13 protein-coding genes are annotated in these 12,439 nt (G+C 45.1%); 6 read left to right on the top strand and 7 right to left on the bottom strand.

Features of this window, described 5'->3' with window-relative positions; all coding sequences use genetic code 11:
* A complete protein-coding gene (locus tag F0U83_RS07635) occupies window positions 1–1,119 on the top strand; it encodes a GNAT family N-acetyltransferase/peptidase C39 family protein (RefSeq protein ID WP_138987202.1) in 1,119 nt (372 codons plus the stop codon).
* A 6-nt stretch (window positions 1,120–1,125) separates the two neighbouring features.
* Here F0U83_RS07635 and F0U83_RS07630 read toward each other — a convergent pair whose 3' ends face one another.
* The 4 genes from F0U83_RS07630 to F0U83_RS07615 all read right to left on the bottom strand — a co-directional run bounded on the left by F0U83_RS07630 (window position 1,126) and on the right by F0U83_RS07615 (window position 5,139).
* A complete protein-coding gene (locus F0U83_RS07630; protein ID WP_138987201.1) occupies window positions 1,126–1,614 on the bottom strand; it encodes an MgtC/SapB family protein in 489 nt (162 codons plus the stop codon).
* Window positions 1,615–1,648: 34 nt separating this feature from the next.
* Window positions 1,649–3,106: a RimK family protein gene (locus F0U83_RS07625; RefSeq protein WP_138987200.1), complete on the bottom strand. Its 1,458-nt coding sequence runs from the start codon at window positions 3,104–3,106 to the stop codon at window positions 1,649–1,651.
* Between the two features lie 23 nt (window positions 3,107–3,129).
* Window positions 3,130–4,218 carry a peptidase M42 gene (locus F0U83_RS07620; RefSeq protein ID WP_138987199.1) on the bottom strand — a complete coding sequence of 363 codons (1,089 nt, stop codon included), beginning with the start codon at window positions 4,216–4,218 and terminating at the stop codon, window positions 3,130–3,132.
* A gap of 81 nt (window positions 4,219–4,299) precedes the next feature.
* Window positions 4,300–5,139, bottom strand: a complete 840-nt coding sequence (locus F0U83_RS07615; protein WP_138987198.1) for a LysR substrate-binding domain-containing protein — start codon at window positions 5,137–5,139, stop codon at window positions 4,300–4,302.
* A gap of 100 nt (window positions 5,140–5,239) precedes the next feature.
* Between F0U83_RS07615 and F0U83_RS07610 the strand changes: the two genes are divergently transcribed.
* The 5 genes from F0U83_RS07610 to phaC all read left to right on the top strand — a co-directional run bounded on the left by F0U83_RS07610 (window position 5,240) and on the right by phaC (window position 10,333).
* Window positions 5,240–6,439: a YbfB/YjiJ family MFS transporter gene (locus tag F0U83_RS07610; RefSeq protein ID WP_138987197.1), complete on the top strand. Its 1,200-nt coding sequence runs from the start codon at window positions 5,240–5,242 to the stop codon at window positions 6,437–6,439.
* 22 nt (window positions 6,440–6,461) lie between these two features.
* On the top strand, window positions 6,462–7,325 hold the full coding sequence (locus tag F0U83_RS07605) for a DMT family transporter (protein ID WP_246077703.1): 864 nt from the start codon (window positions 6,462–6,464) through the stop codon (window positions 7,323–7,325).
* Between the two features lie 26 nt (window positions 7,326–7,351).
* Window positions 7,352–8,221 (top strand): LysR family transcriptional regulator, encoded by an 870-nt coding sequence (locus F0U83_RS07600; protein ID WP_138987196.1) that lies wholly within the window; start codon window positions 7,352–7,354, stop codon window positions 8,219–8,221.
* A gap of 68 nt (window positions 8,222–8,289) precedes the next feature.
* Complete coding sequence (locus F0U83_RS07595) at window positions 8,290–9,282, top strand: poly(R)-hydroxyalkanoic acid synthase subunit PhaE (RefSeq protein ID WP_138987195.1); 993 nt, start codon at window positions 8,290–8,292, stop codon at window positions 9,280–9,282.
* Window positions 9,263–10,333: a class III poly(R)-hydroxyalkanoic acid synthase subunit PhaC gene (gene phaC / locus F0U83_RS07590; protein WP_138987194.1), complete on the top strand. Its 1,071-nt coding sequence runs from the start codon at window positions 9,263–9,265 to the stop codon at window positions 10,331–10,333. Before F0U83_RS07595 ends, phaC begins: the two co-directional genes overlap by 20 nt.
* A gap of 57 nt (window positions 10,334–10,390) precedes the next feature.
* Here the strand turns inward: phaC and phaR are convergent, their stop codons facing one another.
* From phaR to F0U83_RS07575, 3 genes are all read right to left on the bottom strand, one after another.
* Window positions 10,391–10,882: a polyhydroxyalkanoate synthesis repressor PhaR gene (gene phaR, locus F0U83_RS07585; protein WP_138987193.1), complete on the bottom strand. Its 492-nt coding sequence runs from the start codon at window positions 10,880–10,882 to the stop codon at window positions 10,391–10,393.
* Window positions 10,883–10,941: 59 nt separating this feature from the next.
* Window positions 10,942–11,199 carry a DUF6489 family protein gene (locus F0U83_RS07580; protein WP_138987192.1) on the bottom strand — a complete coding sequence of 86 codons (258 nt, stop codon included), beginning with the start codon at window positions 11,197–11,199 and terminating at the stop codon, window positions 10,942–10,944.
* Between the two features lie 78 nt (window positions 11,200–11,277).
* Complete coding sequence (locus F0U83_RS07575; protein WP_138987191.1) at window positions 11,278–12,432, bottom strand: MFS transporter; 1,155 nt, start codon at window positions 12,430–12,432, stop codon at window positions 11,278–11,280.
* Window positions 12,433–12,439: the final 7 nt, after the last annotated feature.

The raw sequence follows: 12,439 nt of genomic DNA, 5'->3' as shown, positions 1-12,439 counted from the left end.
ATGTCATCAATTTCGATTCGCCCTGCATCCTCTGACGATATTGAGCCGCTATTTGCACTAGAAAACAATGCATTTCGTGGTGATAGATTAAGCCGTCGCAGACTCCAACATTGGCTCAAAGCGGCCAACGGCATCTTATTGGTTTGCGAGTCGTCTGATCAAGTCGTGGGCTACGGTTTGGTTATTCTCCACAAAGGAACGCGTCTGGCGCGTTTGTACTCGTTAGCCGTTAGCGCTGAAGCCAGAGGCTTAGGGGTTGGCAAAAAGATCCTCTCGGCCCTTGAGCAGGCAAGCTCAAAACAAGGCCGTTTGTTTATGCGCCTAGAAGTTGCAAAAAACAATCATGTAGCGATAAAGCTTTATGAAAGTATGGGATATCGTGTCTTTGATGAATATACAGACTATTACGAAGACCATAGCGATGCCCTACGTATGCAAAAACGTATCCGCTCTGCTGATACGGCCTTTTATACAAAACAGACCCCGTGGTATCAACAAACAACGGAATTTACCTGTGGGCCAGCCTCGTTAATGATGGCCATGGCATCACTGCAACCGTCCATAAAACCTGATGCTATGCTGGAGCTGGATATATGGCGTGAGGCCACAACGATTTTCATGACATCAGGCCATGGCGGATGCCACCCCATAGGTTTGGCATTAGCTGCTCGCCGTCGTGGATTCAATGCAGCAGCCTGCATTAACACCGCTGCTCCTTTGTTTATTGAAGGGGTCCGCAGTGAGCATAAAAAAGAGATCATGACGCTGGTCGATCGACAGTTCCACCAGCACGCTCAGGAAGAGCATGTTGCCTGCCTCATTCAAGATATTACTCAAGAAAAGATACAAGGCTGGCTAGCAGCCAATTGCGCAGTCCTCGTCCTCATCAGCACTTATCGAATGGATGGGAAAAAAGCACCCCATTGGGTTGCTGTCACTGCGATAGATGATGACTGCCTCTATGTTCATGACCCTGATACCGACAAGGATCAAATCCCGATGGATTGCCAATATATGCCAATCTCCCGTGAGGATTTCAGCAAAATGTCGGCCTATGGGTCAGAGAGAATCAGGACAGCGGTTGTGATTTCGAAAGACCCGCTGCCTGAGACCCTGTAATTTTATTTACTTCTTATCACGATAGTTTTGCACTTTCGCATGAACGCCTCGGCTAAAGGCTTTGGTATGCGTCTCCAAGAGATCAATACCATGCAAAATCACGATGACTAAAATAGAGACTTTAATAGCGATGATTAAATGTCCTACGGAAATAATCACGCCAATAGCCGCAAGCACCCAAATAGTAGCCGCCGAAGTCACACCTACGACGGCTCCATCTTTAGCCAGCATCACCCCTGCACCCAGAAAGCCTATGCCTGTGATAACTTGTCCAATGACACGAGAAGGGTCAATGATGGATTCACTCAACTGGAAAGTGGTCGCTAGAAACAGATAAGTCCCCAGAATAATCAGCGACGAGGTACGTACCCCTACCGGCTTACCTCGCAGCTGTCGCTCTAAACCAATGAGTGTCCCGCAAAAAAGCGCTGTTCCTATCGCAGCAAGATCATAAGGAGCCACATCCCACAATGTGTGGAGATCAATTGCTTCCATAACAACTCCTTAAAAGCTTATATCTGTAAACCACTTAACGCCCTCTTTTCTCCAAACGGTCTGCAAACTCCTGCATGACTAGCATATAGAGTTCATTACCGAGATAGAGGTCTTCGACCTTGTGATCAATACTTGGGTTATCGTTAACCTCTATGACATAAACATGGCTGTCTTTTTGTTTAATATCCACACCATACAAGCCTTTACCAATCATAGCGCTGGCTTTAAGGGCCGCATCCAGTACTTTTTTGGGTACTTCAAAGGTTGGTAAGGTTTCAAACCCGCCCGAATTAAACCGTTTAGCGTCATGGTTATATATCTGCCAATGGTTACGCGCCATATGGTAACGGCACGCATAAATCGCTCTTCCATTAAGCACCCCTACCCGCCAATCATAATCGGTGTACAGATACTCTTGCACCAATACCAAGGCGGTATCAGCAAACAACTCTTCAAGTTTCTCTTTAAGCTCCTGACGATCAGCAACTTTGTAAACGCCTTTGGAGAAGGAGCCTTCTGGCATTTTTAGAACGATAGGATAAGTAAATTCAGCCTCTATACGCGTGAGGCTCTCCTCATCTGCGTTGATAACCACATGGGTTTTAGGTGCCGGTACACCGTTATAACTGAAGGCATCATGCAAATACACTTTGTTACAACAACGTAAAATAGAGGTCGGATCATCAATCACTACCAAGCCTTCTTGCTCTGCCTTGCGCGCCAAGCGATAGGTGTGGTGGTCAATAGCAGTTGTTTCACGGATAAAAAGCGCATCAAACTGAGAAATATGATTAGCCTGTTCAGCCGTAATCGTCTCAGCGTGGATACCGACTTTTTCTGCCGCTTTAATAAATCGTTTTATCGCTTCTTTATCGCTGGGAGGCTGTGCTTCATCCGGGTTAACTAAAATAGCCAGATCCCACCGCGGAGATTTTTTGCTGGCAGCATTTGACCAAACCTCTTTAGAAAAGCTATTTAACTGGTTGTTAAATTTGATTTTTTCTATTTCGTTGAGACTACTATGAGCATAGCGTTTCACGCTCATTCGGATGCCAGAAGCATCATGCGTCACCATCAACTGCAGTATTGGCGCTGAGTACTTTTCAAAAATCTGCTTGGCCAGCTTCCTCCAAGGTTCTTGCTCTGTCCACCCTAGATAAATGAACATCTCTACCTGTTCACCCTCATTTATTCTAAACACTGAAGAGGGAAGATTAAGGCGGATACCCGTAGATAGTTCCGTTGATAGTGCACGCAGATCATTGATCGTGCTGACACTCGGTAACACTCGATGCTTTCGTGCCTCAGCCAATAAAGAGCAGTAATAGCCTCGGCTTAAATAATGCTCGGTATCACATAAGTTAAGTAGCCGCGTTTTAGGTTCGTTCTTTTTAGGATAAGCCGAGAGATACTCTTCAAAAGTGACGATGGTGTAGTCAGTTTCGCTGATTCCGTGGTCTTGGCTATCCACCACGATAATAGTTTTATACATCTAATTTTTTACCTAAACCTGTATTAATTCAGTGTAGCCAGATCTGTTAACACTTTGAGAAAACCAGCAACCGATTCCACAGGTGCCGATTCGGATAATGTATGGTAGCCCGAAGTGGGTATCTGAAGGGTTGTGCCATCGACCAGCCCGTTCGATGCAGAGATGATCCTGCCCATTTCGGTAGAGCCTAATGATGCAGGTTCATCCCCTCTCTGTTTTGCGAGCACGTTTTGCTGTTCTACATATTTATCTTTAAATTGATAGGTAAAGTGATTAGCTTCACAAATATCAACCAACTTACGCGTCAGCTCGGTATTAAATACAGCGTTGGCATCCCTGTTACGCAAAACCAGCGTTTGTTGTTTAGCTGTTTCGAAGTCAGGATAGGGGCTGGTGTCTACAACGATTAATTGGTTAGTAGAGTGACCAAACCGACGAAACCATTCTAGTAAATACCGCCAACTTTTACCGGCCTCTTCTTGCGCTGTGAAAAAGGCAGTGCCCTTAAAACCTAGCTCAAACAGGTACACCAATGCCGCTGCCGTAATCACGTTATCCAGCTGGCCAATCAAGGCACCCTTTTTATTTTTAAGGTTATCTCTAAAAGCCACTGGCGTGCCTGCAACTAAATGATCTAACCCTTTAAGTTCAAAGATTAAGTTATTACGAAACTCGCAGATGTAAGCACGATCAATCAGACCTTGCCCCCGATAAGCACCTGACCAAGGCTCATAGGCGTACACTGACTCAGATTCAAAGCGGTTTACAATTTTCTTCATCAACTGTTCGCTGACCGAGTTCCCTAATAAATCAGAACGGGCACCCGATACAAAAGCGGCATATTGAAATTCATTCGGTCCCGTACAGATCAAACCATGCCGGTCGATATGGGCTGAAAACATGACACTATTTGGCTCATCACCCTGTGCAACCAAAACACCTTCATACCAAGTTACGTTAGCGCCACGTTCTTCAAGCTCCCGCTGCAGTACACGAAAAAAAGAGTGCTCTGCCCCGACAACACTCGGGCTACGAATCATTGACGAGAGAAGATGAATAAATCGGTCCGGCAAAGCAACTGCCGAAGGGGCATGGGATGTAACATCGTTCATGATAAGCGATCCAAGAAATAAGCCTCTATACACAGAGGCTAGAAAGTGCTTAATAGCATGAAATCAACCGTTTATACAATGCTAATTTAAAACACCCAAAGGCTGTTGCAACACCTCTACTCCCAACAACCTCGATAGTCGCTTATGACGGATCAATAACGTGGGAATACAAGCAAACTGTTGGTCTATTTCTTCATAGATTAATTGTTCCCGATGTTGGCTTTTTTCTACAACCGATACGGGCATCAACGTAACGCCTAAACCAAAGGCAACGCATCCAAGAATCCCTTCCAGTGTTCCCATCTCCATAAGGTCAAATGACGTTCCATAGGTTCGCTGCCAACGGTGAGCCCTTTCACGGTAGGCACAGCCTTCTCGAAATACGATTAATGTGTTCACACAATGGAGTGTTTTACTTTTAACGAGTACAAGCTGCTCTGTTGCAACTTCAGTGCAGATCAAGTCATCGTGCTCAAACGGACCACCAATATATGCACAATCTAATTCGTGACTTAGCACCATACGGATCAAAGATTCACTGGTATCCGTTTGAATTCGGGTCTCCACTTTAGGACACTGTTGCCTTAAGCGAAATAGCAAGTCAGGTAGACGGACGGCAGCAAAACTCTCCATCGTGCCGATGCGCACTTCTCCTGCTTCATCTGCCAGTTGCTTTACGGCTTGCATCGCTTGGCGCTCTAATTGAAGCATTTTCCGAGCATAGCCCAGCAACACTCGCCCTGCGGGAGTCAAAGATAAGCCTCGTCCTTTTCTAAAGAAGACTTTAGCTCCGAGTTCCTCCTCTAGCCGCTTAATCCTTGTAGTAACATTAGACTGCACGGTATGTAAGGTCCGTGAAGCGGCCAATACACCGCCTTCGTCGACCACTGCGCAAAATGTTTCCAACCCCAAAAGATCCATTAGACCTCCAAAACAGAACGGTTTGTTCTAAAAATATCAATTGTTTTGATACTAAACTAGGTTTAGCCTCTATAAAAAACAATAATACGGATTATCCCTGATGCCCAACCGGTCTCTGCAACAACAAAAATACTTCGTGCTTTCTGCTGGCGTGATTAGTTTAGTACTCTTGGTAGGTGTTGCCCGATTCGCTTACACACCGTTAATCCCTGTTATGCAGTCCGAGAGTATCCTAACCGACCTTAGTGCCGGCTGGTTAGCGGCTATTAACTACATTGGATATCTTTGTGGCGCGGTGATCGCAGCCTCTGTCAGCAGTTTGATGCTTAAAGACACTCTGTATCGGCTAGGCCTGATCGTTGCCGTGTTAACAACAATCGGCATGGCATTAGCTGAAAATACGTTTTTGTGGGCTTTCATGCGCTTCATGGCAGGTTTAAGCAGTGCAGCTGGCATGTTGATAGGATCGGGATTAGTGCTTAATTGGCTGATGCGCCACCATTTTCGCAGTGAATTAAGCATACACTTTATGGGTATTGGGTTGGGGATCGTTTTTACTGCGATTGCCGTAGATCTAATGGTGGATGCTTATAATTGGAAAGAGCAATGGATCATTTTAGGGATAGCAGGGGTGGTGTTGGCAGTTCCTGCTTGGCGCTGGCTGCCACGGCCTCATAACGGTAGCTTAACGAACTCGGGCACTGCGCTAGAAGACCGCCCACCTTCTAAGCGCTTTTTCTGGCTAATGCTGGCGTCCTATTTTTGTGCCGGGTTTGGCTATGTCATCAGTGCGACATTTACCGTTGCTATGGTGGAACGACAGCCTGGACTGGCAGGCTCCGGAGAGTTGGTCTGGCTGGTTCTGGGAATCACTGCGGTGCCGGCGGTTCTATTTTGGGAACATGTCGCCCGAAGGATTGGCACCCTGTATACATTGATGCTCAATTACTTAATCCATATCATTGGTATTCTAGTGCCCGTATTCTATGATTCGCTCGCAGCAGCCTTGGTAAGTGCCGTTCTCTATGGGAGTACATTCATTGGCATTGTCAGCTTGGTTCTGGCGATGGCTGGACGTTTCTATCCTACTAAACCTGCAAAATTAATGGGTAAACTCACATTATCCTATGGAGCTGCGCAAATCATTGCTCCGGCGCTAGCGGGCATGATGGCAGAACAAACCGGGCACTACAGCGGCGGGCTCTTGATGGCTGCCGGCATGATGGTAATTGGTACTCTGCTACTCGGCGTTCTGATCGTGACGGAACGAGGCAGCTTGAAAACATTAGATGCCACTTAATTTTATAGGAGTCTCCACTATCGTGCCCGCCTCTTTGATCAACTGGATCTTACTGTTATTTCTCGTGGCGATGTGGGGCACATCCTTCCTTTTTACATCCTTGGCCTTAGAAACCTTTGAGCCCATTTTCATCACACATATTCGCTTAGTCATGGGCGCAATGGTGTTAACACTGTTCGCGTACCTAAAAGGTTTACGCTTACCGAGTAACTTAAAAAGTTGGGGGATTTTTCTACTGTTGGGCTTTTTTGGTAACGCCCTGCCTTTCTTTTTAATCGCCTGGGGACAGCAAGCCGTTCCTTCAGGTAAAGCAGGTGTGCTGATGGCCGTGATGCCGATGGTCACTTTAATATTGGCGCATTTCTGGGTTTCTGGCGAACGGCTTAATCGCTATAAAATATCCGGGGTTATTGTCGGGTTTATGGGTGTTGTATTATTGCTTAATCCCGCTCTTCAAGCCGCCTCATCTCTCCTCAGAGAGCTAGCCATTTTGTTGGCCGCCAGTTGCTATGCCCTGAATGCTATCCTCGTAAGGAAGCTTTCTAGCTTTCATCCTGTTATAGGGGGTGCAGGTATGCTGATTGGTGCCAGTTTATTGATGCTACCGCTGTTTTTGTCTCAAACTTTCCAATTTACTTCGCCTGCTCCATTGCAGTGGTTTTCGCTGATCTGGCTAGGCGTCATATCAACCGGCGTGGCGTCGTTGGTCTATTTTTTCATTATAGTAAGAGCAGGACCTAGCTTTTTGGCCAATATCAACTTCCTAGTCCCGGTTGTCGCTTTTTTTACTGGCGCAATCATCCTGAATGAAGCCGTTACACTTTCTAGTTTATTAGCGCTTGTCGTAATATTAAGCGGCATCGTTTTAACCCGATATCGCGTTTAGCATTCATGGAGAGTTAAAAATAAATAATGGATACCCATACGCTTTCAGCCTTTATTGCCGTTGCTGAAACTGGTTCTTTTTCACAAGCGGCACAACAACTCTATATCACCCAATCCGCGGTTAGTAAGCGTATAGCCTTGCTTGAAAACCAATTAGATAGAAAGCTGTTTGATCGCATCGGCAGGAGCGTTGGATTAACTGAGGCAGGATTGGCCTTGCTTCCTCGTGCAAAAACCATCCTTATTGCGATACAAGATGCCAGCCGCGCGATGGGGAATCTAAGCGGCGAAGTTCATGGAAAGCTAACACTAGCTGCCAGTCACCATATCAGCTTGCACAGATTACCCCCGATATTAAGGAAATTTTCCCAAACCTATCCCGATGTACAACTCAATTTGAAATTTGACGAGTCCGAAGTAGCCTATGATGGCGTACTTCATGGTGATTTGGAACTTGCCTTAATCACATTGGCACCGCAACCAAACGCAGCGATCCACTCCCAAACCATTTGGGTCGATAATTTACAGTATGTGGTTTGCAAAGAGCACCCACTTGCCAACGAAACTCATGTGACATTAGAGCAGCTAACCCATTATGCTGCTATCTTGCCCGGCACCCAAACGTTCACACAGCAAATAGTTGCAGAGCAATTCAGACGCAAGCGCTTAGACTTAAATGTTGCCATGTCCACGAATTATTTGGATACCATCAGAATGATGGTAAGTATTGGGCTGGGATGGAGTCTATTACCTGAGACCATGATCGATGATACCTTAACGGTACTGAACACTGGTTCAGAGCCTATTCAGCGGGAGCTAGGCTATATATACCACCGTGATCGCACTCTCTCTAATGCCGCTAGTCGTTTAGTCGACATGCTAACTTATTCCGTGTGATACTTCATAAACCTGCGAAGCTCCATTAAACTGCTTATAGATTTTTGTGTAGGCGATGAGGTAACTGCGTGCCAAATGATATCAACGAGCAAATGCAAGCGATGTTCAGGCAGCAGCATGCGCTATTCAAGCAATGGATAGAGCAAAACGATGCAAGCAGCTCCAAGCACGAATTTTTTGCACAAGATCAGGCCCGTGCCGCAGCAATCATGACAACCCATGCCGCCGAATTTCTGCAGTTGGGAACAGCTTTACTGGCACAACTTAAAAGCACCACGGAGAAAACAGATCTTGCGACATTGCTAGATCTGTTCTGTGATCAGGTACAGCAGAAGACTGGAGAAGCGCTTCTTAGTCAATGGCGTATACCTGAGCATCTTATTGATCTCTTTAAAACCCATAGCTTTCAGGATGATCTATTCCTAGAAAATCCCGTTTTAAAAAGTGTTAAGGCCCTCTTTAACTTTCCACCTGCCGGAGCAGTCCATCAGTATCAGGAAAACCTGCAGGACGGTGCCAATTATCTCTCTGAATATCAAGCCGCGTTAACAGAATATATTGACCACTACAGTCAGATAAACCTTGAGGCAAACAGTGGATTGCTCTATGAGTTAACCGAAGGAGAGAACACGATTGAAACACTCAAGGGGCTACATGATCTTTGGGTCGAGTGTTATGAAAAAGTTTACATTAAGACACTTCACACCCCATCTTACCAAAAGAGCCATGCCAGAATATCTAATGCGGTCATGAGATTACGAAAATACTCTTATGATATACGTGATATATACTTCGAAGCAGCCGGGCTTGCCACCCGCAAAGGATTAGATACTGCATTAGAGCGACAACACCTGTTACGAAAACAGATGCGGCATGTTGATAGACGCCTAGCCGCGCAAGAAGAAGATTTTAACCTTCCCCTGTTTGAGCAATTGCATAAAACCGTAATCAGTTTGTCGGATGAAATAGATCATCTTCGTAGCGAACTAACTACGCTTAAACAATCATCTTCTGTTTCATCTAACAACAAGGTAACCATGCGTGAAAAACCTGAAGCTTAACCCTGAAAAAATCGAGGTCGAGTTATCAGACTTTAAACAAAAACTTCAAAAGAGCTACCAAGCACTCAAAGAGGTGCAGCAAATAGATGTTGCCCAATCAGAATACGAAGTAATTTTCACTCAGGACAAACTTCGTTTACTGTATTTCCCAGGCAACCGAGAAGTAGATGCACGTTGTAAAACGCCTTTACTTATCACCTATGCGCTCGTCAATCGCTGGTATATGATCGATTTAGAGCCTGAGCGCTCTTTACTGAAATCACTCATTAGCACCGGACAGGATACCTACGTAATTGATTGGGGGTACCCCGAAGCAGCTGATCGGTTTCTAGACTTGGATGACTACATTAACGAATACCTGAACAACTGCGTTGATCAGGTCACTCAACACTCTGGAGCAAGTTCAATTAACCTTCTGGGGATCTGCCAGGGAGGCACCTTAAGTCTTTGCTATTCAGCCATCTACCCGAAAAAAATAAAAAATTTAATTACGATGGTCACGCCTGTCGATTTTCATACACCTGATAACACCCTCAGCTTACTGGCACGGTACATAGACACAGACCTTGCTGTGTCTGCATATGGTAATATTCCAGGCGAGCTGCTTAATGACGCTTATAAAGCCTTAATGCCAATGCGTTTAGGCGTACAGAAAAGCTTAGACATCTCCAACTATCTAGATAGTGCACAGAAAGCATTAAGCTTTTTACGGATGGAAAAGTGGATTTATGACAGCCCAAACCAAGCAGGTGAAGCCTTTAAGCAATTCATTAGATGGTTTTTTCAAGAAAACAAGCTGGTTAATAATGAGATAATCATTGGCGGCAAGCCTGTTAATCTCAATGCTATCAGTCAGCCCGTTTTGAATATCTATGGCGCTTATGATCATTTGGTTCCACCAAGTGCCTCGCTTCCACTAGGTAAGTTGGTCAATAGTAACGACTACCAAACCTTGGAGGTAAAAGCTGGGCACATAGGCGTTTTTGTTAGCGCCAAAGCTCAACGCATTGTGCCTACGGCAATAACCGAGTGGCTAATGCAAAGGGATTGATCCGATAAAGCAATAACAGCCGCAATGCGGCTGTTATTTAGAAGATGACTAGAACACCTACTTTTTATCTTTGGGCGACTTCTCTTCAGGAGAAGCTTCTTCGGTAGTCTCAGTAGTTGCTTGACCGGCCGGGGGTTTAAACATGCTCCACACAGCCATGTTTTGATCAGCAATTTTATTCATCATAGTCAATGGGTTAGCGACTCCCATCATGGTTTGCATCTGCTCACGAATACGGTCTTGGTGTTCAAGAAATGAAGCGATGCTTTGCTCCAGATACTGGCTCATCATCCCTTGCATACTGTCTCCATAAAAACGGATCAGCTGCTGAAGAACCTGGTTAGTTAACAGGGTTCCGTGTCCTTCTCCTTCCTGCTCGCTAATAATCTGTAGCAGAATGTTTCTTGTCAAATCGTTACCGGTTTTAGAGTCTAGCACTTGAAAGGGTTCGGCACTCAATACAAGCTGCTTTACATCTTCAAGCGTGACATAGCAGCTTCGTGACGTGTCATATAATCGTCGGTTCGTATATTTTCTTAGGATGCGCAACGTATTTTCTCTCTCTGAATCTATTTCCTGACCATGTAGCTTATGGTTATCAGGTACTCTTAGTTCTTCTTATTATTTGATTGATTAGTATAGCCACTCATCATAGATAACATGAGCTTCTGGAAAGCTTCCATAGAACCTACTCCATTAGTTATGTAGGGCTTCAATAAGGTCAGTGGATCATAACCCTCTACCCCTGCTTCCATCTGCTCTCGGATCTTTTTGATCATCTCATCCTGAAGCGCAGATACATCGGGTAAACCTAGCACTTTACGTAGCTCTTCAGGTGTCATATCCACATCTATTCTAAAGTTCATACGCGAACCCTTTGTTATTTCGAAGGATATAAAGACGCTCTATAACTATATAGCGATAGCTATCGCAGTGCAAAAGGTTCAATACCTATTTTGGTGCACTTTTTCAGGATAAATCCAAATATACGCTACCCAAAACGCAACGCCTGCAGCGACCGCCGCAACACTAAAACTTACCAGTGCCCCATAGTCCCACAGTATGCCGGAAACAATTGCCCCGAATGTTCCACCTACACCAAAGCCTATGCTTGAAAAAAGCGCCTGTCCCCTTCCCTGCATCGTATCAGGAAAATAGTGATGCACTAGCGAAATGCCGACCGCATGCAGACAGCCAAATGAAGCGGCATGAAGTAGTTGCGCCAAAATAATCACGCTTAAATGTTCGGAAAATAAACCGGTCAAAACCCACCTAACGGTGGTTAAGAAAAGACTTATCAGTAAAATCTGGCGACATCCAAAACGAGACAATAGCGTTGGCATCAGTATAAAAATCAGCACCTCGGCCACAACGCCAAGCGCCCACAACATACCAATAGATGTGCTCTCGAAACCTTGCTCCTGCATTAAGACACTGAAAAACGTGTAGTAAGGGCCATGGGAAAACTGCACTAACAATGTAATAACAAAGAAAGCGGCAACTTGTGGCTGTTTTATAATGGCCCACAGGGAGTGATCTTGTCCTATTTGAGGAACGCTAGGAGCTTTTTTCTCGGTAATGAGCAAAGTATTACCCCAGATTAAAAGCATCAAGAGTAAGAGAATAAAAGGTAAATTATGAATTCCGACAAACTCCAAGCCCCAGCCAACAATCAGCACCGCCATGATAAAACCAATTGAACCCCATAATCGAACCCTGCTGTACTTTTGTTTCTCCTCTTCAAGATGCTCAAGTGTTATGACTTCGAACTGTGGCAAAATCGCATTCCAAAAAAAACTATAACCCAGCATGATCAGGCCAATGCCCAAAGCCCCTTCCTGCCAAAAAATACCCAGAAAGATTAGACTGGTCAGTGCCGCACCTATCCTTACAATACCAATACGGCAGCCTGTAATATCAGACAGCCACCCCCATAAAGTAGGTGCAAAAATACGTGAAAAGTGAAATACCCCCATCAGAATCCCAATGGTTGATGCACTAAACTTTTGATTTTCTAGAAAGAGCGACCAATACGGAATCATTGCTCCCAAAAGAGCAAAGTAGAAGAAGTAGAAGCTAGATAAACGAATGTAGGGCAACGGGAGC

This window comes from Neptunomonas concharum, assembly GCF_008630635.1.
In the GTDB taxonomy this organism is placed as follows: domain Bacteria; phylum Pseudomonadota; class Gammaproteobacteria; order Pseudomonadales; family Balneatricaceae; genus Neptunomonas; species Neptunomonas concharum.
The sequence above is the reverse complement of the archived record's forward strand: the minus strand, read 5'-3'. Positions and strand labels throughout refer to the sequence as shown.